Source organism: Nonomuraea sp. NPDC050404, from assembly GCF_040655495.1.
Lineage (GTDB): Bacteria > Actinomycetota > Actinomycetes > Streptosporangiales > Streptosporangiaceae > Nonomuraea.
In genome coordinates this window covers 425,615-450,302 of record NZ_JBFAKB010000007.1, presented here as the reverse complement: position 1 = coordinate 450,302, position 24,688 = coordinate 425,615, and the positions used below count along the sequence as shown (strand labels likewise).

Here is a 24,688-nt window from a genome sequence, read left to right as displayed (position 1 = left end):
CACACACAACGCCCAACCCACGACACCACAACGCACAACCATCGCGACCGCGCGCCACACCAAGACGCGAACTGTTCGCGGCCGCACGTCACATCAAGACGCGGACCGTAGCCGACCGCGCGTCACATCAAGACGCGCACCGTAGCCGACTGCGCATCACATTAAGACGCGGACTGTACGCGACCGCGCATCACACCAGAACGCGGACTGTACACGGCCGCACCTCACACCATTCGGCGCACCGCAACGGCATGCCCCGTCGTGTCAGGACAGCTTGCGGAGCAGGGCCAGGAACATGGCGTCGGTGCCGTGGCGGTGGGGCCAGAACTGGGCGTGCGGCCCCTCTCCGAGCTCCTCCACCTCGGGCAGGTAGTCACGCGCATCAAGCGGCTCGACGTCCTTCCTGCGCCCCACGACATCACCGACCACAACCCTGGTCTCGGCCAGATGCGGGGAGCAGGTCACGTAGGCCACCACGCCTCCGGGCCGCACGGCGTCCAGCGCGGTCTCAAGCAGTCGCCGCTGCAACTTGCCCAGCTCGGCGATGCTCGACGGATCGCGCCGCCATCGCGCCTCCGGCCGCCGCCGCAGCGCGCCGAGCCCAGTACAGGGAGCGTCGAGCATGACCCGATCGAACACGCCCTCCCGCCACGCCGGCTCGGTACCGTCGGCGGTGAGCACCGACGCCACCTTGGTGGTCTCCCAGACCAGCCGCGCCCGGTGATACTGCACATCGGCGGCCACCAGCCGCGCCCCACCAGGAAAAGCCTCGGCGCCATCCGCGGAGGGGCCGGTGCTCCTCGCGGAGGAGGAGCCCTTGCTCTCGTCGGCCTCGGCGCTCAGTCCTGCCAGGTCGCCGTGGGTGGCGATGGCGTCCAGGAGGCCCGCTTTGCCGCCGGGGCCCGCACACATGTCGAGCCACCGCTCGTCCCCGTCGCCATCGACCGGCACCCGGGTGAGGGCAAGTGCGACCAGTTGGCTGGCCTCGTCCTGAACGGCCGCGCGGGTCTCGGCCACGGCGTCGATCTGCCCCGGATCGCCTTCGCGCAGGTAGGCGGCGTACGGCGAGTAGCGGGCAGGCATCGCGCCCACCTCTTCAAGCTCTTCCACCGAGCTGCGCCCCGGCCGCGCCACCAGCGTCACCAGGGGCCGGGCGTTGTCGGCGTCGAGCAGGTCGGCCATCTCCTCGGCCGTACCCAGGGCGTCACGGAAGGCCGAGACGATCCAGCGGGGATGGCCGTAGGCGACCGCGAGATGCCCGACGGGGTCGTCGGCCGGGTCAGGCGCGACGATGGGCACCCATTCCTCGATCGTCCGCGAGCCGATCTTACGCAGCACCGCGTTGACGAACTTGGCCGCGCCGGGACCGATGCGCAGGCGTACGAGATCCACGGTGGTGCCGACGGCGGCGTGCGGCGGGACGCGCATGCGCAGGAGCTGGTGAGCGCCGAGCCGCAGGGCGTCGCGCACGTCCGGATCGGGCGCGCGGTCGCTGCACATCTCGATGATGGCGTCGTAGGTGCCGAGCCCCCGCAGCGTCCCGTACGCGAGCTCGGTGGCAAGCGCGGCATCTCGTCCCTTGATGCCGCGATCGCGAAGGAGGCGCGGCAGAAGCAGGTTGGCGTACGCGTCGCGCTCGTCCACCGCGCGCACGACGTCGAAGGCCGCGTTGCGCGCTGGGTCGCGCGCGGGTCTGCGTGGCCTACTCGCACGGCTGTCGCCGCCCCTGCCGCCAGCCCCCTGATGCCCCCTGGTTTTCATCCCCTCAAACCTTCACTCACGCCTTGGGCGGCAACCTGTCGAGCACCTGCCCGAGGAGCGCCGTGACATTGACCATGCCGGTCTTGAGCTCCTTGACGTCCGCCTTGAGCCCCTTGACGTCCGTCTTGAGCTCAGCCACGTCGGCCTCCAGCACCGTGACCCGACCGTCCAGGGCATCGAATCGCCCTTCCAGACGGTCGAACCGTCCCTCCAGGACGTCGAACCGACCCTCCAGACCGTCGAACCGACCCTCCAGACCGTCGAACCGACCCTCCAGACGGTCGAACCGTCCCTCCAGGACGTCGAACCGACCCTCCAGACCGTCGAACCGACCCGTCAGGACGTCGAACCGACCCTCCAGACCGTCGAACCGACCCGTCAGGACGTCGATCTTCTCTCCGAGCTGCTCTCCCAGCTTCAGCGCCTTGCTGGCCTTCTCCTCGATGCGCACCATCTTCCCGTGCGCCTTGTCCATGCTGTGCTCGATCCGGAACGTGTGCCTCCGGATCTCCCGGGAGTCCTCTCGCACGTCGCCAAGGACTTTGAAGGCGACATCCTGGTCTTCGCGCAGATTGTCCATCCGCGCTATAAGAGCGATCGCTTCGCTACTGGTTGTAGTCATGGCGACGATGTTACCGTCTGAACCAAGATCGACACGGTCAGTCACTTGAAGACCTCTTTACCCTCTGGGCGAACCCCTCGGGCCCATTCCACGGCCCCCATCAACCGCTTGCCCTGCGGCTGCACCTCGCTCAGCTCCACCGTATCGGTAGCCGTCCCGACCAGCACGGATGTCTTGTCCGCGGCAATCTCACCGGGCTCCAGCCGCTCCCCGGGAACCACCCGCACAGGCCCGACCTTCACCCGCTGCCCCCTGAACTCGCTCCACGCCCCGGGATTGGGGGTGCAGGCCCGGATCAGGCGGTCGATGTGCCGGGCGGGCTTGGTCCAGTCGACGCGGGCGTCCGTGACAGTGATCTTGGGGGCGAGGGTGATCCCGTCGGCCGGCTGCGGACGGGCCTCCAGGGTGCCGTCCTCGACGCCGTCGAGGGTGGCGGCGAGCAGACCGGCGCCCGAGACCGACAGCCGCTCCAGCAGCGCCCCGCTCGTGTCGGAGGTGTGGATCTCCTCGGTCACCACGCCGTAGACCGGCCCGGCGTCGAGCTCCTTGACGATCTGGAACGTGCTCGCCCCGCCGATCTCGTCACCGTGCAGGATCGAGTGCTGTACGGGCGCGGCGCCGCGCCATGCGGGCAGGATCGAGAAGTGCAGGTTGATCCAGCCGTGCCGGGGCACGTCGAGCGCCGACTGCGGCAGCAGCGCGCCGTAGGCCACCACCGGGCAGCAGTCGGGCTCCAGGGCGCGCAGCTGGTCGAGGAAGGCGGGGTCGCCGGCCTTCTGCGGGCGCAGCACCTCGATCCCGGCCTCCTCCGCGAGGTCGGCCACCGGCGAGGGGTGGACCTTGCGGCCGCGGCCCGACTGGGCGTCGGGGCGGGTGATGACCGCCACGACCTCGTGCCGGGTCGAGTCGATCAGAGTGCGCAACGACGGCAGTGCCGTCTCGGGCGTGCCCGCGAAGACCAGACGCATGCTCTCAGAGCGCCCTTCCGCCGGTGGCGTGCGGCGAGACCCTGATGACGGGGGCGGACAGGCCGCTCCACTCCGCCTCGCGCACGGCCTTCATGGCCAGCTTGCGCTGCTTGGGGTCCATGCGGTCGATGAACAGGATGCCGTCGAGGTGGTCGGTCTCGTGCTGGAAGCACCTGGCCATGAGGTCGGTGCCCTCCAGCGTGACGGGCTCGCCGTGCATGTTGAAGCCCTTGGCGACGGCGCGGATCGATCGCGGCGTCGGGAACGACAGGCCGGGGAAGGACAGGCAGCCCTCCTCGCCCTCCTCGTCGAGATCGGAGGACAGGTCGAGGTCGGGGTTGATCAGGTGGCCGACCTGCTCGTCCACGTAGTAGGTGAACACCCGCAGCCCGACACCGATCTGCGGGGCCGCCAGGCCCGCGCCTGGAGCGTCCATCATCGTGTCGGTAAGGTCCTTGACCAGCTTGCGCAGCTCCTTGTCGAAGTCGACGACCGGGGCCGCCGGGGTGCGCAGCACCGGGTCTCCGAACAGCCGGATCGACTGGATCGCCAAGGGGGTCACTCCGTTTCTCGGGGCGTGGATCAGCCCAGTTTAGTGTAGGTGAGCGTCCGCTACCGGCCCTGCGCGAGTGCTCCTCGCCCGGCACGGCTCCAGCCGCCTGTCCGCACGGGTTGCAGACCGCCGCACGGACCACCGCCCGGCGCGCCCCCGGCCGCCGCGAGCGCGAACTGACGACCGCTGTGCGCCGGGCCGCCTGCCGCTGCACGTACGCCCGAGGCCGCCCTGCGCAGTGTCGCGGTCGCCGGTCGCCGGTCGTCGTGTGCGTCGTCGTGCCGGTCGTCGTGCCGGTCGTCGTGCCGGTCGTCGTGCCGGTCGTCGTGCCGGTCGTCGTGCGGGGTTACCGGCCGTTGTCGGCCGTGCGGGCGTGTTCCAGTGAGCGGGCCTTCATCGCCGCCTTGCGCGCCGCCTTCACCACGGCCTTGTCGTCGTGGGCGGTGGCGAGCATGTCGAGTACGGCGATCGTGTCGGGATGGCCGACCGCGGGCATCTCGCCCACCAGCTTGATCAGGTCTTCGCCGGGCTCCGGCGGGTCGATCCGGCCGGCGGCGGGACCCGACAGGTGCATGAGCGCCGCCAGCGAGTCGACCGCGATCCAGGTGTGGTCCTCGGAGCTGAGGGTCGGCGCGTCGAGGTCGCGGATGTGCAGCCAGGAGGCGGCGTAGCGGCGCATCAGCGGATGGCCGAGTGCCTGCCTGACGGGCGCCTCGGCCTCCGGTCCGAGCTCCTCCAGGATCGCGCCCACGGCGCCGCGCTGGCCCGCCGTACCGGATGAGGCGATCTCGACCAGGTCGCGGGCGGCCGACTCGGGCGAGCGGCGCTCCAGCCAGCCCGCCACCGCGCTCTGCGTGGCGCTGCCCTTGACCAGGGCCTCCACCAGCTCGGCGGCCGAGAGGTCGGCGAAGACCTCCACCTCGGCGGCGGTCGGCGCGTCGTGCCCCTCGCGCAGCAGGTCGCGGCGGACGGCCCAGACGCCGAGCGGGGTCAGCGCCGTACGGCCCGCGGCCGTCTGCTCGACCAGGCCGCAGTAGGTCAGCAGGCTCAACGCCTCAAGGAGTTCGGCGGGCAGGGCGGCGGCGATCTTGCGCATCTCGGCGGCGCCGGGCGCGCAGGCGACCTCGTGGGACTGCAGGATGCCGCGGGCGAGGTTGGCGGTGGCCACGCCGGACCGTACGGAGTAGATCGTGGCGAGCATCTCGGCCAGGTGGCCGTCGACCACGGCGGACCCGGTCAGGCCATCGTCGGCGCGGTCGAGCACGTCCATGACCACGCCGTCCCAGAACTCCAGCGTGGCCTCGACCGTGAGCTGCATCGACAGCGGCCCCCGCGAGGCCCGGCCGCCGAGGATCTGCACCAGGCCGGTGTTGACCGCGACGATCCAGACCAGCCTGAGCCGCGCGGCCGTCAGGCCGAGCTCCTTGGCCGCGAGCGCGGCGTCGGCCTCGTTGAGATGCCCCTCCGGCCGCACCTGCCGGGTGCCCGTCCAGGTGGTGAGCCTGATGGCGTCGGCCACGAGCGGCACGGTGGGCACGGCCCTGGCCAGCTCCGCGTCGGACGCCAGCGGGACCGGCGGGAACGTCAGCGCCTCCCGCTCCACCGGAGTCTCCTCAGGTGGCCGTGGAGGCACGGCGGCCTGCTCATCGATCAGCTTGCGCAGCTCGGCGAGGTCGAAGACATTGTTTGCCACCCACGAAACTTACTGCACACCGGTCACAGGAGCGTACTCAACGGATGGCTCGGGAGCGGGCTTTGAAGGCCGCCTTGCGCGCCGCCTTGGCCACCGCGCCGTCCTGCATGGAACGTCCCAGCAGTTCGAGCACCTCGACGACGTCCGGGTGATCGACCCGCCACATCTCCTCGATGAGATGGGCGGACGGGCCGGAGGCCGCCATGTTCGCGGCGAAGTTGTCGGGGTCCTCCTCGGCCGCGGGCATGGCCAGGGCGAGCATGTCGACGCTGACCCACAGCAGCTCCTCCTGGGTCAGCGGCGGCGCGGGCAGCTTCCTGGCGGCCAGCCAGTGGATGACGTGCGGCCGCAGCTCCTGGTCGTCGAGGTGGCCGCGCACCGCGGGCTCGGCCTCGGCGCCGAGCCGGTCGACGATGGTGATGGCGATGCCGCGCGCCACGGCGGGCGCGCCCGAGGCGGCGGCCAGCAGTTCGGCGGCGGCCTCGCCGGAGGCGCGGCCGGACAACCAGCGGTCGATGTCGTCCTCGGCGATCTCGGTCGGCACGCCTTCGAGCAGCCCTTCGATGAGCCCGCGCGCGTCGGCCTCGGCCAGGTCGGGGGCCTGGGGGGCGTCGATGCCGAGCGCGAGGTAGTGCTCGCGCAGCGCCCAGACGGCCAGCGGCGGCAACTCGGCGGTGTCGCCTTCGACCCGGATCAGCCCGGTACGCTTCAGCCGGCCGAGCACGGCGGCCAGGTCGATCTCACCGTCGCCCGCGAGATCGTCGAGGTAGTCGCCGATCACGCTGACGGGGACCCGCACCTGGAGCCGGTAGAGCATGTCGAACAGGTCGTAGAGCCCTTCGTCGAGCTCCGCATGGCCGGTGACGGCGCCGCCGGTGTCCTGTTCGAGGATGCGGGCGACGCGCCGCGCCCACGCCTCCAGCGGATCGCCGCCGGCGGGCGGCGGCTCCTCGTCCGTTGTCGGCACGCTCTCCAGCGCGGTCAGCAGGTCCTGCGGCGCGGCCAGCCGTACGGCGGGCAGCGGCGTGCACCCCGGGCAGTCGCAGGGCGCCTCGCCCAGGTCGGGCAGCTCGCCGGAGGGGATGGCGATCGACTGCTCGAGCGACTCGGGGCCGATGGAGCTGAACAGGCTCTTGGCCATGCCGAAGTTCGCCGTGTCGGCGAGCGCGTCGGGCATGCGCAGCGCGATGTCGTCGAGCCTTTCGCGCATCCGCGCCACCGTGTCGCCGCTCGCCTTGCCCGCCTCGTCGAGGTAGGCGACGAGGGTACGGGCGGCGGCGACGGACTCCTGGGCGCTCTCCGGAGGGGCGATGACCTTGCGCGGATAGATGGACAGCAGCAGCTCGTCGAAGGTCTCGGCAGTGAAATCGCCCAGTTCGTTGACGTTGAGGTAGTCGCTGGCGTAGTCGCAGAGCAGGCGGACCTCGTCCGCGTCCACTTCGACTTCCCGCACGCGCCCCCAAGCGCGCAGATCGTCGATGGCTTGGTTCACCCATTCGATCGACACAGGGGCACGCTAACGGCTGGCCATCGGATGAGCGAATCGGGGAAACGGTCTAAATCAGGTCGAGCGGGTCGACACTCACCCTCACGACATCCGGCGTCTTGCGGGCCGCACGCACCCCAACGGCCCCTTTGAGCGCCGCCGCCAGCGCCGCGCCGCCGGCCCTGCGTACCCGGATCATGGCGCGTTCCTGGCCGGACTCGTCCACCGGCACGGGGCCGAGCACCTGGGCGTCGGGCGGCAGGCGTACCTCTTCCAGCATCTGCCTGACCGCACTGGCCGCGCCGGTGAGCGTGGCCATCCGCACCGCGGGCGGGAACCCCAGCTCGGCACGATCGCCGAGTTCGCGCTCGGCGTGAGTGATCGGATCCCACCTGAGCAGAGCCTGTACGGCCGGCAGCCCGGCGTCCCCGAGCACCACCAGTTCCGCGCCGGGACGCAGGAGGGCCGCGGCGTTCATCCACCGGCGTACCGTCTCCTCCGACGCCCGCAGATCGGCGCGCCCGAGCAGCGCCCACCCGTCCAGCAGCACGGCCGCCGCGTAGCCTCCCTCGGCCACCGGCTCGGCGCCCGGGGTGGCGACGACCAGCGCGCGACCGGCGGGCACCGTGGCCAGGACGCCGTCGCGGCCCGAGGTGCGCACCGGCACGGAGGGGAAGGCCCTGCCGAGCTCCTCGGCCGTGCGCCTGGCGCCCGTCACCACCGCCCGCAGCCGGGGGCTGCCGCAGGACGGGCACCGCCAGTCCGCGTCCACCCTTCCGCACCAGCGGCAGTACGGGGCCGCGTGGCCACCTCTGAGCGCGAGCGGACCATGACACAGCGACCCTGCCCCACCCGGCCCAGCCTCCTCCTGCCTGCCCTGTGGGGCATAGGAACGGCCGTCCAGCGGCTCGGCACCATGGTGGTCGGCGTCACGGGAGGTGGACGTGCGGGTGGGGGGCAGGACGCAGCGGGCGGGGGCTCGGCAGTGCTGGCAGGCCAGCGAGGGCAGGTAGCCGCGCCTGGGCACCTGCACCAGCACCGGGCCGCTGTCCAGCCCGTGCCGCAGGGCCCGCCAGGCGATGCTGGGCAGGCGGGCCTGCCGGGCCGCCTGGTCCTTGGCCAGTTCGGCGTCCTCGCCCGCGGGCCGCACGCGCGGCGCCAGGCCCCTGATCGTCGTACGCGCGGCCACGATCGGCCTGGCCCAGCGGGCGGCGACGAGCTGGGTGGCCTCGGCGGTACGCGCGTAGCCGCCGATCAGCATCCCCGCGCCGCTGCGGTGCGCGCGCAGCCCGAGCACCTCCCGGGCATGCGGGTACGGTGCCAGGCGCTCGGCGTGCAGGTCGTCCCCGTCGTCCCAGATGGCCACCAGGCCGAGGTCGGCGACCGGGGCGAACATGGCGGCCCTGGTGCCCACGACGGCCCGCACCTGCCCTCTCAGCGCCTTCAGCCACCGCCGGTACCGCTCCGCAGGCCCCAGGTCGGCGGTGAGCGCCACGTGCCTGCCGGGACCGAGGATCCGCGCGAACTCGGCGTCTGCCAGCGCCACGTCCTTGCCGTCGGGAACCACGACGACCGCTCCCCTGCCACCGTCGAGCGTCGCACGCACGGCCTCCGCCACGGCCCCGGCCCACCCCTTGGCTCCAGGCAACGCCGACCACACGGCCCGAGGCGTCCGCCCGTGCTGCAACGCGTCGAGGAAGGAGGGTCCGGTCGGGTACGCATCCCAGGCGCTCGGACCCGGCACCCGCGACTCCGCCGACGAACCCGTCTTCTCAGCGAGACCGGACGCAGCCTCCGGCGGCTCAGCCTCGACGGCGGGGCGGTCCGGGCCGTTACGCGCCCCGGACGGGCTGGGCTGAGACGGGGCATTCTGGGCCTCGGACTGCGGGGGCGGCTCGGACTGCGGAACTACGGCCTGCGGAGCCTCGGGCTTGGGGGACGGCTCCGATTTCGGAGCCTCGGACTTCGGGGGCGGCACGGACTGAGGAGCATCGGACTGCGGAGCCTCCGACGCCGAAGCCCCGGACTGCGGAGCCGCCGATGTCGGAGCCCCGGACGTCGCAGCCACGGACATCGCAGTCCCAGACGTGGCAGCCCCGGGCTGCGGGGGCGGCTCGGACTTCGGGGGTTCGCCTTCGACCTTGGCGTGGCGAGGTGGTACGGCCAGGCGCAGGACGTCGGCCAGGGTGCCCGCGTACCGGTCGGCGACCGCCCTGGCCAGGCCGGCGATCTCCGAGGTGAGCACCGGCTCGGGCGAGACCACGCGTTCGAGCGGGGCCAGCTTGCCCTCGTGCTCGCTCTCCGGCACCCGCTCCAGCAGGAACCCGTCAACCAGCTTGCCCGCGAACCGCACCCGCACCCGCACTCCCGGCTGGGCCGTCTCGTGCATGGGGGCGGGGACGAGGTAGTCGAAGGGCCGGTCGAGGTGCGGCAGCGGGCTGTCCACGGCCACCCGCGCCACGGGGTTCTCGGGCGCGGAGACCACGGCCCCCCTGGTGTCCTTCGACGAGGTCGCGGGCCGCACGGCTTCGAGCGGCAGGAGGGCGTCGTCGGAGGAGTGGGTCACGCAAAAGGTCTACCAGACCGCCACCACCCCGACGCCCGCGACATCGGCCCGCGTCCCCACGCGGCGAGCCTCCTGGAAGGTCCTGGTGATCCGATCCTGCCGTACGCGCACGAGCCTGCTCACGTCCCCACGCTGAGCCTGCACACGTCCCCACGCTGAGCCTGCACACGTCCCCACGCTGAGCCAGCTCACGTCTTCACGCTGACGCTGCTCGCGCACTCATGCTGAAGGCTGCTCACGCAGGAGCGGATCTCCCGGACGAGGGCGAGGGCGAGGGACGAAATCACCACGACCACGGCCCACAGAGCGCGCGTCACGGTGCCCGGCCACGCCCGCCCGGTGAGCGTCCCCCTGGACAGAGGCCGGCCCCGTGCGGTGAGTGGACCCTCCCGCGCGGAGCCGTAAAGGATGGACCTGTGGAACGCACCCTCTGCCGCCCCTGAAGACAGGAGGCGGCAGAAAGAAAAGAATCGTTAGAGGCCCGCCGCCGTGCGGAGGGATTCGGCGCGGTCGGTGGACTCCCAGGAGAAGCCCTCGCGGCCGAAGTGCCCGTAAGCGGCCGTCTCGGAGTAGATCGGCCGCAGCAGGTCCAGGTCGCGGATGATCGCGGCCGGACGCAGGTCGAACACCTGCAGCACGGCCTCCTGGATCTTCTCCACCGAAACCTTCTCGGTGCCGAAGCACTCCACGAACAGCCCGACCGGCTGGGCCTTGCCGATCGCGTACGCCACCTGCACCTCGCACCGGTCGGCGAGCCCGGCCGCGACGACGTTCTTGGCGACCCAGCGCATGGCGTAGGCGGCCGAGCGGTCGACCTTGGACGGGTCCTTGCCGGAGAAAGCGCCGCCACCGTGGCGGGCCATGCCGCCGTAGGTGTCGATGATGATCTTGCGCCCGGTGAGGCCGGCGTCGCCCATGGGGCCGCCGATCTCGAAGCGGCCGGTCGGGTTGACCAGCAGGCGGTAGCCCTCGATGTCGATGTCGAGGCCCGCGAGCACGGGGTCGACCACGTGCTCCTTGATGTCGGGCGTCAGCATCTCCTTGAGGTCGATCTCGGCGGCGTGCTGCGTGGAGACCACGACGGTGTCGAGACGCACGGGCGTGTCGCCGTCGTACTCGATCGTGACCTGGGTCTTGCCGTCGGGACGCAGGTAGGGCACCGTGCCGCTCTTGCGCACCTCGGACAGGCGCTGCGACAGCCGGTGGGCCAGCGTGATCGGCAGCGGCATCAGCTCGGGGGTCTCGCGGCAGGCGTAGCCGAACATGAGGCCCTGGTCGCCGGCGCCCTGGCGGTCGAGCTCGTCGATGTCGCCGTCCACGCGGTGCTCGTAGGCGTCGTCGACACCCTGGGCGATGTCGGGCGACTGCGCTCCGATGGACACCGACACGCCACAGGAGGCGCCGTCGAAGCCCTTGTGGGAGGCGTCGTAACCGATCTCCAGGATCTTCTCGCGGATGACTCCGGGGATGTCGACGTAGGTCTCGGTCGTCACCTCGCCTGCGACGTGGACCTGGCCGGTAGTGATCAGCGTCTCGACGGCGACCCGGCTCTTGGGGTCGTCCTTGAGCATGGTGTCGAGAATCGCGTCACTGATCTGGTCGGCGATCTTGTCCGGGTGGCCTTCGGTGACCGACTCGGAGGTGAACAGGCGACGGGACAACTCAGTGGCTCCTCATGCAGCGGCTGCTGACGGATGAAAGGCCCGGGACCAATGGGCATGGACGGGCCTCGCCGAAGTCTAGCCCTACAATGCGCCAGGTCGCGAAACTGTCCACCATATGGCCCTCCTCAGAGCTCCGGCAGCGGATCCGGTGGCAAGGTCTCCGGCGCGAAGATCTCCGCGTCGGCCGCCGAGATCACCGCGGCGTACTCCTCATCGAACTCGAAGACCATCGAGCCCAACTCGAGTACGTTTCCCGGCAGGATCGGGCCGAGCCGGGTGTGCCGCGGGAACTCCGCGAACACCGACACCGGCCGATCGGTCCTGAGTGTCCTGGTGGCCAGCACCGATATGGCGGCCCCGGTGACCACGACGAGGAAGTTCCCCGTCCCGGCCGGTCCTTCCGAGAACGCGGGAAAGACGTAGTGGATTTCCCCTTGGTCACCGAGCAGCGTTCGACAACGATCCCGGACAGCAGACCCCACCGGCATTCCATCCCCCTTTGCCCTAAGTATCCGCAGGCATAGGCAGATGTTGCAACAGGTGATCGAGTAATCGGAGCTACACGCTTTGTACGCCAAAGGGGGAACTGTCCGTTTCCCGATTTGCCAGCTTCTCAGCTTTTCAGCGCAGCCGTACGGCCACCAGATCCCACACAGCGTCGGCCAGATCCTCCTTGGGCCCGAACGGCACCTCCACCGGCTCACCGCCCGCCACCAGCACGGTCGCCGCGTTGTCGGGGACCCCGAAGGCCAGCCCCTCCCCCACCTGGTTGACGACCAGCAGGTCGCAGCCCTTGCGCGCGAGCTTGGCCTGCCCGTTGGCGAGCACGTCGTGCGTCTCGGCCGCGAACCCCACGAGCACCCGCGGCCCCGCGCCCACCTCGTCCCGGCGGCGCGCGCCCAGTTCGGCAAGAATGTCGGGGTTCTTGACGAGCGGGATCGCCTCGGGCTCGCCGTCCGTCTTCTTGATCTTGACGTCGTGCCGCGTGGCGGGCCGGAAGTCGGCCACCGCGGCGGCCATCACGACCACGTCGGCGGAGCCGGAGGCCGCCAGCACGGCCTCGCGCAACTCGGCCGTCGACTCCACCCGCACCACCGTGGACCCGGCGGGATCGGGAAGGTTGACGTTCGCCGCCACCAGCGTCACCTCGGCGCCCCTGGCCGCGGCCGTGCGGGCCAGGGCGTAGCCCTGCAGCCCGGAGGAGCGGTTGCCGATGTAGCGGACGGGGTCGATGGCCTCGCGCGTGCCGCCCGCGGAGACGACGATCTTCTGGCCGGCCAGGTCACGGGGCCTGCCGCGCGACACGCGCAGGCAGACCTGGAAGATCTCGGCGGGGTCGGGCAGCCGCCCGGGGCCGGTGTCGGCCCCGGTGAGCCGGCCCACGGCCGGATCGATCACGATGGCGCCCCGCTCGCGCAGCGTCGCGACGTTGGCGCGGGTGGCCGGGTGCTGCCACATCTCGGTGTGCATCGCGGGCGCGAACACGACCGGGCAGGTGGCCGTCAGCAGCGTGTTGGTGAGCAGGTCGCCCGCCAGCCCGTGCGCCGCCTTGGCCAGTACGTCGGCGGTCGCGGGCGCCACCACCACGAGGTCGGCCCGCTTGCCGATGCGCACGTGGGGCACCTCGTGGACGTCGTCCCACACCTCGGCCGAGACGGGGTTGCCCGACAGGGCGGCCCAGGTGGGCGCGCCGACGAAGTTGAGGGCCTCGCGGGTCGGCACGACCCGCACCCCGTGCCCGGACTCGGTGAACAGCCGAAGCAGCTCACATGCCTTGTACGCGGCGATGCCGCCGCTGACGCCCAGGACGACCTGCATCGAAGGGGTCAGACCGCGCCTTCGATGGGCTCGGCGTTGAGCAGGCCCTCGGAGACCTCGCGCAGCGCGATGGACAGCGGCTTCTCCTGTGCGTGCGTCTCGACCAGCGGCCCGACGTACTCCAGCAGGCCCTCGCCGAGCTGGGAGTAGTAGGCGTTGATCTGGCGGGCGCGCTTGGCACCCATGATCACCAGGGAGTATTTGCTGTCGACGATGTCGAGCAGCGCGTCGATCGGCGGGTTGGTGATGCCCTCCGCGGCCGGGGTGGTGCCTGCCACGATTGTCAGACCTCTCGGTTGGTGGTTGTCGTGACCCCCTGAGGGTCAGTCATCAAGGCTATCAGCCGATGGCACACGTCGTGGACGGTCGTGTTCACCAGGGTGAGGTCGAACTCGGGTTCGGCGGCCATCTCGACCCGTCCGGCCGCCAGCCGCCGGGCGATGACGTCCTCGGGCTCGGTGCCGCGCCCGCGCAGCCTTCTCTCCAGCTCCTCCCAGGTGGGCGGGGCCAGGAACACCAGCAGCGCCTCCGGCATGCTCGCCCGCACCTGCCTGGCGCCCTCAAGGTCGATCTCAAGCAGCGTCGGCACACCCTCGGCCAGCTTCTTCAGCACCGGCTCGCGCGGCGTGCCGTAGCGGTTGCCCGCGAACTCCGCCCATTCGAGCAGCTCGCCGGCCTCGACCAGCCGGTCGAACTCCGCGCCGTCGGCGAAGAAGTAGTGGACCCCGTTGACCTCGCCGGGCCGGGGCCTCCTGGTTGTCACCGAGACCGACAGCCACACCTCGGGGTGTGCCCGCCGGAGCTCGGCGACGACCGTGGACTTACCGACGCCCGACGGTCCTGACAGGACCGTCAGCCGCCTTTCGAGCAAGGGCAGGAAGCCGACCTCCGCTCCCGATCCGACCGCCTCGTGGGCACTGACATCGCCGGACCAGGACCTGTCGGTCACTTCCTACCCCCCGTTGAACCCGCGTTTCCGTGTGGAACAGAGATTAGCTCTCGTTGCCACCGAACTCGCGCTCGAGGGAGGCCCTCTGGTTCGCGCCGAGGCCCCGCACGCGGCGGGACTCGGCGATGGCAAGCCGCTCCATGAGCTGCTTGGCGCGGACCTTGCCCACGCCGGGGAGCGATTCCAACAAAGCCGACACCTTCATCTTGCCGATGACGTCGTCGGTCTGCCCATCCTTGAGCACCTCAGCCAGAGAAACCGCGCCATGCTTGAGCCGGTTCTTGACCTCGGCACGCTCTTTACGGGCCTTGGCAGCCTTTTCCAAAGCTGCGGCGCGCTGCTCAGGGGTCAGGGGAGGAAGAGCCACGCCGGGTCACCTCGAATTTCTGTCGATGTACTCGGACGGGAAGGGAAACTAGCTGGTCATCGCCCCCTAAGCAACGTCAAGAGCGGTTTCTCTCGCCACAAAATCCACTTCATCACTCTCCGTGTTTGTAAAATCACATTGTGCTGATCAAATCGTCCTCACATCTCGCTTCGCGCGTCGGGTCGCGCCGATGTCGCGAAACGCAAGGGTGATCGTGTTCGAGTCCCGGGCCGATGTCCGAAACCCCCTCCGCACCTGGGCCGAAACCCTTCCCCGCGTTGGCGTGCAACCCCGTGCACGGATGCCTTATGATCTTGTTAGCGGAGTCCGGTGGGCGTGTCGTGCGCGTCCTCGATCCCGCGCGCGTGTCCCCGTCCATGGGGGCGCCTTGACCGCCTTCGCACCGAATTGGTCATTTGGTGCATCAGCGGCCGATGGCGCCGCTGGGACGGTTCGACGCGCCAGGGACCTACGGCAGCCGGGCAGCGGACGCCGTCACGAGGCGCGCCGGAGCGAGGCAGCGATGGCCGCGGCCGTCGCGCCCGGGTCCGGCGAGCCGGTGATGGGCCGCCCGATCACCAGCAGGTCGGCCCCGTCGGCCAGCGCCTGCTCCGGCGTGGCGACCCGCACCTGGTCCTGCGTGGCGGCCCCGGTGGGCCGTACGCCGGGCGTGATCAGGGTGATCCCCGCGCCCACCTCCGCCCGTACGGCGGAGACCTCGTTGGGCGAGCACACCAGCGCCGTCGCGCCCGCCTCGACCGACAGCGCTGCCAACCGGCGTACGGCGTCGTCGGCGGGACCGGCGAGCCCGATGCGCTGCAGGTCGCCCTCGGTCAGCGAGGTCAGGATGGTCACGGCGGCGATCTGGGTGTGCGGCGCGGACTCCACCGCCGCCCTGATCATGGCGGGCCCGCCGGCGGCGTGCACGGTGAGTATCGAGGGCCGCAGCCGCGCCACCGCCCGCGCGGCCCCGGCGACGGTGTTGGGGATGTCGTGCAGCTTGAGGTCGAGGAACACGCGTACGCCGCTGGCCCCGCGCACGGAGGCGATCACGTCGGGCCCGTAGCGCAGGTAGAGCTCCAGGCCGACCTTGACGGTGCTGACATGAGGGGTGACCAGGGCGGCCCACCGGGCGGCGGTCTCCAGGTCGGGGGCGTCGAGAGCGACGGCTATCGGTGCGGGGGTCAAGACGTGCGCTCCAGGGATTCGGGAGTCAAGGCGTGCTCTCCTCGGTATCGACTAGCAGGTGCCGGGGCGCGCTCCCCGGCGGGCGGTGCGCCAGGCCGACGGCGTCGGCCAGCCGCTGGAAGCCGCGGGCCCTCAGGAGTTCCTCAAGCTCGCGTTCGATGCGCAGGCAGGCGTAGGGGTCGTGGAACAGCGCGGTGCCCACTCCGACCGCGCAGGCGCCCGCCAGGATGAACTGGAAGGCGTCCCTGCCGGTCATGACGCCGCCCACGCCGATCAGCGGCACTCCGGGCAGCGCGGCGTGGACCTGCCAGACGCACCGTACGGCCAGCGGCAGGATGGCGGGCCCCGACAGCCCCCCGGTGACGGCGGCGAGCGAGGGGCGCAGCGCCTCGGTGTCGATGGCCATGCCCAGCGGGTTGTTGATCATGGACAGCGCATCGGCCCCGGCGTCCACGCAGGCGCGGGCGACCGAGACGATGTCGGCCACGTCGGGCGCGAGCTTGGCGACGACGGGCACGTCGTAGCGCATGATGGAGCGCACGGAGGCGATCACCTCGGCCGCGGCGCTGCCCTCCCGGGCGAAGACGCGCCCGCGGTCCTCCATGTTCGGGCAGGAGAGATTGACCTCCAGCGCGGTCACCCCGGGCGCGTCGGCGAGCCTCCTGGCCAGCTCCGAGTACTCCGCGACGGTGCCCCCGCCGATCGAGACGATGGTCTTGATGCCCCGCTGTGCCAGCCAGGGCAGCTCGCGCTCCAGGAACGCCTCGATGCCGGGCCCCTGCAGCCCGACGGCGTTGAGCATGCCGGAGGGCGTCTCGGCCATGCGCGGCGTGGGCCGGCCAGCGCGCGGCGCCATCGTGATGGAGCGGGTGGTCAGCGCGCCGAGCCGGTGCAGGTCGAAGAACTGGGCCAGCTCGCGGCCCGAGGAGGCGCAGCCGGCGGCGGTGGTGATGGGGTTCGCCAGCTCCACATGCGCCAGAAATGTCCGCATATCAACTGACATGTCGTGCACCGCCTCCGGGGGCGCCGAGCGCGTCGAACGGGATCGTTCCCACGTCCTCGAAGCGCACCCGCTCCCCGCGGAACACCGGCCCCTCGGCGCACGCCCTGACCATCCTGGTCGCCCCGTCGTCGCCGATGACGGGCAGCACGCACGTCATGCACACCCCGATCCCGCAGGCCATCGCCTCCTCGACCGCCACCTGAACCGGGATGTCGAACTCCATCCCCACCGCCGTCACCGCCCGCAGCGTCTCCATGGGCGCGCAGGCGTAGACGGCGTCGGCCCGCGTGTCGGCGATCACCGAGGGCAGCGCGTCGGTGACCTTGCCGCGCAGCCCCAGCGAGCCGTCCTCGGTGGTCAGCGTGGTCGTCTCGGCCATCCTCCGGGCCCGCATCGCCCCGAACACCCGCTCCGCCCCGGCCCCGCCGAGCACGAAGTCCACCCGGCAGCCCCGCTCCAGCAGCGCGTCGGCCAGCGGGAACAGCACGGCGGAGCCGTACTCGGAGCCGACCAGCACGCAGTGGACGGGGTCGCGCGGCAGCGGGAACGGGCGCCCGAGCGGCCCGACCAGGTCGAGCGTGTCACGGGCGCGCCGCTCGGCGAGCCAGGAGGTGCCCGCGCCACGGGCGGTGAAGACGAGTTCGACCGTGCCGCCGTAGTCGGCCTTCACGTCGTGGATGGACAGCGCGCGGCGCGTCACCATCGACGTGTTCGGCCCCCCGACCGCCACGGAGACGAAGTGACCGGGGCGGTAACGCTCGGCTATGCCGGGCGCCACCACCGTCAGCGCATGGTAGGCGTCGACCCGGCGCGTGGTCAGCACCGTGCCCGTCACCTGCACCGGTGTGCCGGCCAGACGTCTTCACCTCCCGTGCGGGGTCAACCCCGGAGTGCCTGTGCGTGCTCCTGGAGAGACCGTACGCCGACGTCGCCGCGTACGATCGCCTGGATCCCCGCCGCCGCGGCGGCCAGCCCCGACACCGTGGTGATGCACGGGATGCCGCGCAGCACGGCGGCCGTGCGGATCTCGTAGCCGTCCAGCCGCGGCCCCGACTGCCCCGGGCTGCCGAAGGGCGTGTTGACGATCAGGTCGACCTCGCCGTCGAGAATGGCCTGCACGCTCGTGGGCTCACCTCCGGGACCCGCCCCCTCGCTCTGCTTTCGCACGATCTTGGCATGGACACCGTGGCGGCGCAGCACCTCGGCCGTCCCCTCGGTGGCCAGGATCTCGAAACCGAGATCCGCGAGCGCCTTCACAGGGAAGATCATCGCACGCTTGTCCCTGTTGGCCACGGATACGAACGCGCGTCCCTTCGTCGGGAGCTGGCCGTAGGCGCCCGCCTGCGACTTGGCGTAGGCGATCCCGAAGAACTCGTCGATCCCCATGACCTCGCCGGTGGAGCGCATCTCGGGCCCCAGCACGATGTCCACGCCGCGGAAGCGGTTGAACGGCAGCACCGCCTCCTTGACCGCGATGGAGGAGTCCAGCGGCAGCGTCCCGCCGTCGCCGGAGGCCGGCAACATGCCCTCCTCGCGCAGCGAGGCGATCGACGCGCCGAGCATGACCCGGGCCGCCGCCTTGGCCAGCGGCGTGGCCGTGGCCTTGGACACGAACGGCACCGTACGGCTGGCGCGCGGGTTGGCCTCCAGGACGTGCAGGATGCCGGCGTGCATGGCGTACTGGACGTTCAGCAGCCCGCGCACGCCCACCCCGGCGGCGATGGCCTCGGTGGCGGCGCGGATGGCCTTGATGTCGGCGCTGCCGAGGGTGATCGGCGGCAGGGCGCACGCCGAGTCGCCGGAGTGGATGCCGGCCTCCTCGATGTGCTCCATGACGCCGCCGAGGAACAACTCCCGGCCGTCGTAGAGGGCGTCCACGTCGATCTCGATGGCCTCGTCGAGGAACTTGTCGATGAGCACCGGGTGGCCGCCCTCCTGGGCCGCCATGTAGGAGCTCAGCGTCTCGTCGTCGTACACGATGGCCATGCCGGCCCCGCCCAGCACGTACGAGGGCCGTACGAGCACGGGGTAGCCGATCTCCTCCGCGATCTCCAGCGCCTCGCCGACCGTCAGCGCGGTGCCGTGCTTGGGCGCGGGCAGCCCGGCCTCGGCCAGCACCCGCCCGAACGCGCCGCGCTCCTCGGCCAGGTGGATGGACTCGGGCGAGGTGCCGACCACGGGCACGCCCGCGTCCTTGAGCGCCTGTGCCAGGCCCAGCGGCGTCTGCCCGCCGAGCTGCACGATCACGCCCGCGACCGGGCCCGTCTGCTGCTCGGCGTGCACGACCTCCAGGACGTCCTCCAGGGTGAGCGGCTCGAAGTAGAGCCGGTCGGAGGTGTCGTAGTCGGTCGAGACGGTCTCGGGGTTGCAGTTGACCATGACCGTCTCGAACCCGGCCCTGGACAGCTCGAAGGAGGCGTGCACGCACGCGTAGTCGAACTCGATGCCCTGCCCGATGCGGTTGGGGCCGGAGCCGAGGATGATGACCTTGCGCCGCTCCCCCTGCGGGACCTCGTTCTCCTCGTCGTAGGTCGAGTAGAGGTAGGGCGTCTTGGCGGCGAACTCGGCGGCGCAGGTGTCGACCGTGTTGTAGACGGGCCGCAGCCCGAGCGCGTGGCGCAGGTCGCGCACCCTGGCCTCGTCGATGCCGCGGATCTCGCCGAGCTGCACGTCGCTGAAGCCGAGGTGCTTGGCCCTCTCCAGCACCTCCGCGGTCAGGTCCTCCGCCTCGGCGACGGCCCTGGCCTCCTCGTGCAGCCGGAAGAGCTGGTCGATGAACCACGGGTCCACGCTGGTGGCCTCGAACAGCTCCCCGGGCGTGGCGCCGGCCCTGATGGCCTGCTGCATCGTGCGCAGCCTGCCGTCGTGCGGGGTGCGGCACGCCGTCAGCAGGTCGTCCTTGGGCTCGACGTCGCCCGCCCAGGTGAAGGAGGAGTCCTTCTTCTCCAGCGAGCGCAGCGCCTTCTGCAGCGCCTCGGGGAACGAGCGGCCGATCGCCATGGCCTCGCCCACCGACTTCATGTGCGTGGTGAGCGTACGGTCGGCGCCCTTGAACTTCTCGAAGGCGAAGCGCGGCACCTTCACCACGATGTAGTCGAGCGTCGGCTCGAAGGAGGCCGGGGTCTCCTTGGTGATGTCGTTGGGGATCTCGTCGAGCGTGTAGCCGATGGCCAGCTTGGCCGCGATCTTCGCGATCGGGAAGCCGGTGGCCTTGGAGGCCAGCGCGGAGGAGCGGGACACGCGCGGGTTCATCTCGATGACGATCATGCGGCCGGTGCGCGGGTCCACCGCGAACTGGATGTTGCAGCCGCCGGTGTCCACGCCGACCTCGCGGATGACCGCGATGGCGACGTCGCGCATGTTCTGGTATTCGCGATCGGTCAGGGTCAGCGCGGGAGCCACGGTGACGCTGTCGCCGGTGTGCACGCCCATCGGGTCGATGTTCTCGATGGAGCAGACGATGACGACGTTGTCGGCCTTGTCGCGCATGACCTCCAGCTCGTACTCCTTCCAGCCGAGGATCGACTCCTCCAGGAGCACCTCGGTGGTCGGGGAGGCGTCGAGCCCGGCGCCGCCGATGCGGCGCAGGTCCGTCTCGTCGTAGGCGAAGCCGGAGCCGGCGCCGCCCATGGTGAAGGAGGGCCGCACGACGACGGGGTAGCCCAGCTCGGCGGCGGCGGCCAGGCACTCGTCCATGGTGTGGCAGATGGCCGACTTCGCCGACTCGGCGTTGAGGCCGTGCTCGCGGGCGACCTTGGCGACGATCTCCTTGAACTTCTCGCGGTTCTCGCCCGCCTGGATCGCGTCGAAGTCGGCGCCGACCAGCTCGACCTCGTACTTGTCGAGCACGCCCGACTCGTGCAGCGCCACGGCCGTGTTGAGCGCGGTCTGGCCGCCCAGCGTGGGCAGCAGCGCGTCGGGGCGCTCCTTGGCGATGATCTTCTCGACGAAGTCGGGGGTGATCGGCTCGACGTACGTGGCGTCGGCGAACTCCGGATCCGTCATGATCGTCGCGGGGTTGCTGTTGACGAGGATGACGCGGAACCCCTCGGCCCGCAGCACCCGGCACGCCTGGGTGCCGGAATAGTCGAACTCGCACGCCTGGCCGATCACGATCGGCCCCGATCCGATCACCAGGACCGACTGGATGTCCTCACGCTTGGGCACGGGTCATAACCTCGCAGAACTCATCGAAAAGATAGGCGGCGTCGTGCGGGCCCGCGGCGGCCTCCGGGTGGTACTGGACGCTGAAGGCCGGCCCGTCGATCAGGCGCAGCCCCTCCACGCAGCGGTCGTTGAGGTTGACGTGGCTGACCTCGGCCCGCCCGTACGGGGTATCGAACGGGCCGTCGAGCGGCGCCTCCACGGCGAACCCGTGGTTGTGCGCCGAGATCTCTACCTTCCCCGTGCGCACGTCCTGCACGGGCTGGTTGACGCCCCGGTGGCCGTAGCGCAGCTTGTACGTGGACAGCCCGAGCGCCCGCCCGAACAGCTGGTTGCCGAAGCAGATCCCGAAGAACGGCACCCCGGCCTCCAGCACGCCCCGCAGCGCCGAGACGTCGGCGGTGGCGGGGTCGCCGGGGCCGTTGGAGAAGAACACGCCGTCCGGCTCGACGGCCATGATCTGCTCGAAGGTGGCGCCGGCGGGCAGCACGTGCACCTCGCAGCCGCGTTCGGCCATCCGCTGCGGGGTCATGCCCTTGATGCCGAGGTCGACGGCCGCGACCGTGAACCGCTTGTCGCCGACCGCGGGTACGACGTAGGTCTCCTGCGTGGCGACCTCGCCCGCCAGGTCGGCGCCCTCCATGCCTGGCGCCTGGCGTACCCGCTCGACCAGGTCTTCGACCGGCGAGGAGGGCGCGGAGAAGATGCCGGCGCGCATGGCGCCGCGCTCGCGCAGGTGGCGGGTGAGCGCGCGGGTGCCGGGGATGGCGATCCCGACGACGCCCTGCTCCTTGAGGTAGTCGTCCAGCGAGCGGTTGGCCCGCCAGTTGGAGACCACCCTGGACGGCTCGCGCACGACGTAGCCGGCCACCCAGACGCGGCCCGACTCGGGGTCCTCGTCGTTGACGCCGGTGTTGCCGATGTGCGGCGCCGTCATGGCGACGATCTGCCGGTGGTAGGAGGGGTCGGTCAGGGTCTCCTGGTAGCCGGTCATGCCGGTGTTGAAGACCATCTCGCCGAACGTCTCGCCTTCGGCGCCGTATGAGGTTCCGTGGAAGACGCGGCCGTCTTCCAAAACCAGCACCGCAGTGTTCAAACCAGCTTCCCTTCGAGAACGGTCGCCCTGCCGCGCAGGAACGTGGCCACCACCGCGCCGGGCAGCGTCATTCCCTCGTAGGGGGTGTTCCTGCTCTTGGAGGCGAAGGCGGAGGGGTCGACCTTCGTGCGTACGGACGGGTCATAGAGGGTGATGTTGGCCGGTGCGCCGACCTCCAGCACCCTGCCCTGACCGGCCAGGCGGCCGATCCGGGCGGGCACGACGGACATGCGCTGGGCGACACCTACCCAATCGAGCAGCCCTGTCTCGACCATCGCCTCCTGGACCACGCTGAGCGCGGTCTCCAGGCCGACCATGCCCATGGCCGCGGCCGACCACTCGGTCTCCTTGTCCTCGACCGGGTGGGGCGCGTGGTCGGTGGCCACGATGTCGATCGTGCCGTCGGCCAGCGCGGCGCGCAGCGCCTCGACGTCGGCGCGGGTGCGCAGCGGCGGGTTGACCTTGTAGATCGGGTTGTAGGCGCCCACGGGCGACTCCTCCACGAGGTCGTCGGTGAGCAGCAGGTGGTGCGGGGTGACCTCGGCGGTGATGTTCCAGCCCTTGGACTTGGCCCAGCGCAGGATCTCGACCGAACCCGCCGTGGAGACATGGCAGACGTGCAGCCGGGAGCCGACGTGCGCGGCCAGCAGGCAGTCGCGGGCGATGATCGCCTCTTCGGCGACGGCCGGCCAGCCGGTCAGGCCGAGCCGGCCGGAGACGACGCCCTCGTTCATCTGGGCGCCGCCGGTGAGCCTGGGCTCCTGGGCGTGCTGGGCGACGACGCCGTCGAACGCCTTGACGTACTCCAGGGCGCGGCGCATCAGCACCGCGTCGTCCACGCACTTGCCGTCGTCGGAGAAGACCCGTACGCGGGCGGCCGAGTCGGCCATCGCGCCCAGTTCGGCGAGCTGCCTGCCCTCCAGGCCGACGGTGACGGCGCCGACCGGGTGCACGTCGCAGTGGCCGAACTCGCGGCCGAGCCGCCACACCTGCTCGACCACGCCGGCGGTGTCGGCGACGGGCGAGGTGTTGGCCATGGCGTGCACGGCGGTGTAGCCGCCGCGGGCGGCCGACTGGGTGCCGGTCTGGACGGTCTCGGCGTCCTCGCGGCCCGGCTCGCGCAGGTGCGTGTGCAGGTCGACGAGGCCGGGCAGCGCGATGGCGCCGCCGCCGTCCATCTCGTCCTGGCCCGGCAGGTCCGGGCCGATCTCGGCGATCACGCCGTCGGCGATCCTGATGTCGACGGGCTCCGCGCCCAGGATCCTGACATTTCGAATGATCATGCGGTCTCTCCACCGAGCAGCAGGTACAGGACGGCCATGCGGATGGTCACACCGTTGGCGACCTGTTCGACGATCGTGGAGCGGGCCGAGTCGGCCACCTCCGCCGCGATCTCCATGCCCCGGTTCATCGGCCCCGGGTGCATGACGATCGCCTCGTCGGGCATCTTGGCGAAGCGCTCCCTGTCCAGGCCGTACCTGCGGGAGTATTCGCGCTCGCTGGGGAAGTACGCGGCGCCCATCCGCTCCTTCTGCACCCGCAGCATCATCACCACGTCGGACTTGGGCAGCACCGCGTCGAGGTCGTAGGAGACCTGGCACGGCCAGCTGCCGACGGAGACGGGCAGCAGCGTGGGCGGGGCCACCAGCGTGACCTCGGCGCCCAGCGTGTGCAGCAGCAGCACGTTGGAGCGGGCGACCCTGCTGTGCAGCACGTCGCCGACGATGGTGACCTTGCGGTCCTCCAGGCCGCCCAGGCGGCGGCGCATGGAGAAGGCGTCGAGCAGGGCCTGCGTGGGGTGCTCGTGGGTGCCGTCGCCAGCGTTGACGACGCTGCCGCGCACCCAGTTGGCCAGGCGGTGCGGCGCGCCGGAGGCGCCGTGGCGGATGACGACCGCGTCGGCGCCCATGGCCTCCAGGGTGAGCGCGGTGTCCTTGAGCGACTCGCCCTTGGACACGCTCGACCCCTTGGCCGAGAAGTTGATCACGTCGGCGGACAGCCGCTTGGCCGCCGCCTCGAAGGAGATCCGCGTACGGGTGGAGTCCTCGAAGAACAAGTTGACCACCGTGCGCCCGCGCAACGTCGGCAGCTTCTTGATGGAACGTTCCGAGACCCTCGCCAGCTCCTCGGCGGTGTCCAGGATGAGCAGCGCGTCGTCCTTGGCCAGGTCTCCAGCGGAGATGAGGTGCCGGTTCACCTGTCGCCCCCCTTCATGAGCAGCACGGCGTCGCGGCCGTCGATCTCCTGCACGTAGACCTTGACCTTCTCGCTCTTGGCGGTGGGCAGGTTCTTGCCGACGTAGTCGGCGCGGATGGGCAGCTCGCGGTGGCCGCGGTCGACCAGCGTGGCCAGTTGCACGGCGGTGGGCCGGCCGAGGTCGTTGAGCGCGTCGAGTGCGGCGCGCACGGTGCGGCCGGAGTACAGGACGTCGTCCACGAGCACGACGATCTTGCCGTCGATGCCGTCGGGGGGCAGTTCCGTGGGGCCGAGCGGCCGTACGGGCCCGCTGCGCAGGTCGTCGCGGTACATGGTGATGTCGATCGAGCCGACGGGGATCTTGACGCCTTCGAACTGCTCGATGCGGTCGCCGAGCCTGCGGGCCAGGGTCGCGCCCCGGGTGGGGATGCCGAGCAGGACGACGTCGCCCGCGCCCTTGGTGCGTTCGAGGATCTCGTGCGCGATCCGGGTCAGCGCCCGGTGGATGTCCGGGGCTTCCAGCACGGCTCTGGAGTCCGCGGGATCGGGCCCTGGGGAGATGGACATGGCGAAGCTCACCACCTTTCCCGCCTC

At 71.1% G+C, this 24,688-nt stretch carries 21 protein-coding genes; all 21 read right to left on the bottom strand.

Going from position 1 to position 24,688, the window contains the following annotated elements; genetic code table 11:
• Positions 1–264: 264 nt before the first annotated feature.
• The 21 genes from AB0I81_RS22265 to pyrR all read right to left on the bottom strand — a co-directional run bounded on the left by AB0I81_RS22265 (position 265) and on the right by pyrR (position 24,661).
• The gene (locus AB0I81_RS22265) at positions 265–1,761 is read right to left on the bottom strand and encodes a transcription antitermination factor NusB (RefSeq protein ID WP_360659429.1); all 1,497 of its coding nucleotides are present in this window, start codon (positions 1,759–1,761) and stop codon (positions 265–267) included.
• 16 nt (positions 1,762–1,777) lie between these two features.
• Entirely contained in the window at positions 1,778–2,383 is a 606-nt protein-coding gene (locus tag AB0I81_RS22260) for a hypothetical protein (RefSeq protein ID WP_360659427.1), read from the bottom strand.
• Between the two features lie 41 nt (positions 2,384–2,424).
• A complete protein-coding gene (gene fmt, locus AB0I81_RS22255) occupies positions 2,425–3,351 on the bottom strand; it encodes a methionyl-tRNA formyltransferase (protein WP_360659425.1) in 927 nt (308 codons plus the stop codon).
• A gap of 4 nt (positions 3,352–3,355) precedes the next feature.
• Entirely contained in the window at positions 3,356–3,904 is a 549-nt protein-coding gene (gene def / locus AB0I81_RS22250; RefSeq protein ID WP_360659423.1) for a peptide deformylase, read from the bottom strand.
• A 346-nt stretch (positions 3,905–4,250) separates the two neighbouring features.
• Positions 4,251–5,597: a hypothetical protein gene (locus AB0I81_RS22245; protein WP_360659421.1), complete on the bottom strand. Its 1,347-nt coding sequence runs from the start codon at positions 5,595–5,597 to the stop codon at positions 4,251–4,253.
• A gap of 37 nt (positions 5,598–5,634) precedes the next feature.
• On the bottom strand, positions 5,635–7,104 hold the full coding sequence (locus AB0I81_RS22240; RefSeq protein WP_360659419.1) for a hypothetical protein: 1,470 nt from the start codon (positions 7,102–7,104) through the stop codon (positions 5,635–5,637).
• Positions 7,105–7,153: 49 nt separating this feature from the next.
• Positions 7,154–9,607 (bottom strand): primosomal protein N', encoded by a 2,454-nt coding sequence (locus AB0I81_RS22235; protein WP_360659803.1) that lies wholly within the window; start codon positions 9,605–9,607, stop codon positions 7,154–7,156.
• 515 nt (positions 9,608–10,122) lie between these two features.
• A complete protein-coding gene (gene metK, locus AB0I81_RS22230) occupies positions 10,123–11,310 on the bottom strand; it encodes a methionine adenosyltransferase (protein ID WP_360659417.1) in 1,188 nt (395 codons plus the stop codon).
• A 128-nt stretch (positions 11,311–11,438) separates the two neighbouring features.
• On the bottom strand, positions 11,439–11,801 hold the full coding sequence (locus AB0I81_RS22225; RefSeq protein WP_360659416.1) for a hypothetical protein: 363 nt from the start codon (positions 11,799–11,801) through the stop codon (positions 11,439–11,441).
• 133 nt (positions 11,802–11,934) lie between these two features.
• A complete protein-coding gene (gene coaBC / locus AB0I81_RS22220) occupies positions 11,935–13,131 on the bottom strand; it encodes a bifunctional phosphopantothenoylcysteine decarboxylase/phosphopantothenate--cysteine ligase CoaBC (protein WP_360659415.1) in 1,197 nt (398 codons plus the stop codon).
• A gap of 8 nt (positions 13,132–13,139) precedes the next feature.
• The gene (gene rpoZ, locus AB0I81_RS22215; protein ID WP_043638590.1) at positions 13,140–13,409 is read right to left on the bottom strand and encodes a DNA-directed RNA polymerase subunit omega; all 270 of its coding nucleotides are present in this window, start codon (positions 13,407–13,409) and stop codon (positions 13,140–13,142) included.
• A gap of 5 nt (positions 13,410–13,414) precedes the next feature.
• A complete protein-coding gene (gmk, locus tag AB0I81_RS22210; protein WP_360659802.1) occupies positions 13,415–14,008 on the bottom strand; it encodes a guanylate kinase in 594 nt (197 codons plus the stop codon).
• A 115-nt stretch (positions 14,009–14,123) separates the two neighbouring features.
• Positions 14,124–14,447 (bottom strand): integration host factor, actinobacterial type, encoded by a 324-nt coding sequence (gene mihF / locus AB0I81_RS22205; protein WP_020541698.1) that lies wholly within the window; start codon positions 14,445–14,447, stop codon positions 14,124–14,126.
• Between the two features lie 495 nt (positions 14,448–14,942).
• Positions 14,943–15,635: an orotidine-5'-phosphate decarboxylase gene (gene pyrF / locus AB0I81_RS22200; RefSeq protein ID WP_360659412.1), complete on the bottom strand. Its 693-nt coding sequence runs from the start codon at positions 15,633–15,635 to the stop codon at positions 14,943–14,945.
• Between the two features lie 25 nt (positions 15,636–15,660).
• Entirely contained in the window at positions 15,661–16,638 is a 978-nt protein-coding gene (locus tag AB0I81_RS22195) for a dihydroorotate dehydrogenase (protein WP_360659410.1), read from the bottom strand.
• A complete protein-coding gene (locus tag AB0I81_RS22190; protein ID WP_360659408.1) occupies positions 16,628–17,479 on the bottom strand; it encodes a dihydroorotate dehydrogenase electron transfer subunit in 852 nt (283 codons plus the stop codon). The genes AB0I81_RS22195 and AB0I81_RS22190 overlap by 11 nt, the downstream gene beginning before the upstream one ends.
• 38 nt (positions 17,480–17,517) lie before the next feature.
• Complete coding sequence (gene carB, locus AB0I81_RS22185) at positions 17,518–20,805, bottom strand: carbamoyl-phosphate synthase large subunit (protein ID WP_360659406.1); 3,288 nt, start codon at positions 20,803–20,805, stop codon at positions 17,518–17,520.
• Positions 20,792–21,898 carry a glutamine-hydrolyzing carbamoyl-phosphate synthase small subunit gene (gene carA, locus AB0I81_RS22180; protein WP_360659404.1) on the bottom strand — a complete coding sequence of 369 codons (1,107 nt, stop codon included), beginning with the start codon at positions 21,896–21,898 and terminating at the stop codon, positions 20,792–20,794. Before carA ends, carB begins: the two co-directional genes overlap by 14 nt.
• Positions 21,895–23,181, bottom strand: a complete 1,287-nt coding sequence (locus AB0I81_RS22175) for a dihydroorotase (RefSeq protein ID WP_360659402.1) — start codon at positions 23,179–23,181, stop codon at positions 21,895–21,897. Before AB0I81_RS22175 ends, carA begins: the two co-directional genes overlap by 4 nt.
• Positions 23,178–24,095: an aspartate carbamoyltransferase catalytic subunit gene (locus tag AB0I81_RS22170; RefSeq protein WP_360659400.1), complete on the bottom strand. Its 918-nt coding sequence runs from the start codon at positions 24,093–24,095 to the stop codon at positions 23,178–23,180. The genes AB0I81_RS22175 and AB0I81_RS22170 overlap by 4 nt, the downstream gene beginning before the upstream one ends.
• Positions 24,092–24,661, bottom strand: coding sequence for a bifunctional pyr operon transcriptional regulator/uracil phosphoribosyltransferase PyrR (gene pyrR, locus AB0I81_RS22165; protein WP_360659398.1), 570 nt, complete (start codon positions 24,659–24,661; stop codon positions 24,092–24,094). Before pyrR ends, AB0I81_RS22170 begins: the two co-directional genes overlap by 4 nt.
• Positions 24,662–24,688 lie beyond the last annotated feature (27 nt).

Excerpts from the sequence above, each read along its gene's own strand:
- pyrR (WP_360659398.1), bottom strand. The coding sequence starts at position 24,661 with ATGTCCATCTCCCCAGGGCCCGATCCCGCGGACTCCAGAGCCGTGCTG.
- AB0I81_RS22225 (WP_360659416.1), bottom strand. The coding sequence starts at position 11,801 with ATGCCGGTGGGGTCTGCTGTCCGGGATCGTTGTCGAACGCTGCTCGGT.
- coaBC (WP_360659415.1), bottom strand. The coding sequence starts at position 13,131 with ATGCAGGTCGTCCTGGGCGTCAGCGGCGGCATCGCCGCGTACAAGGCA.
- fmt (WP_360659425.1), bottom strand. The coding sequence starts at position 3,351 with ATGCGTCTGGTCTTCGCGGGCACGCCCGAGACGGCACTGCCGTCGTTG.
- AB0I81_RS22175 (WP_360659402.1), bottom strand. The coding sequence starts at position 23,181 with ATGATCATTCGAAATGTCAGGATCCTGGGCGCGGAGCCCGTCGACATC.
- AB0I81_RS22195 (WP_360659410.1), bottom strand. The coding sequence starts at position 16,638 with ATGTCAGTTGATATGCGGACATTTCTGGCGCATGTGGAGCTGGCGAAC.
- AB0I81_RS22260 (WP_360659427.1), bottom strand. The coding sequence starts at position 2,383 with ATGACTACAACCAGTAGCGAAGCGATCGCTCTTATAGCGCGGATGGAC.
- AB0I81_RS22265 (WP_360659429.1), bottom strand. The coding sequence starts at position 1,761 with ATGAAAACCAGGGGGCATCAGGGGGCTGGCGGCAGGGGCGGCGACAGC.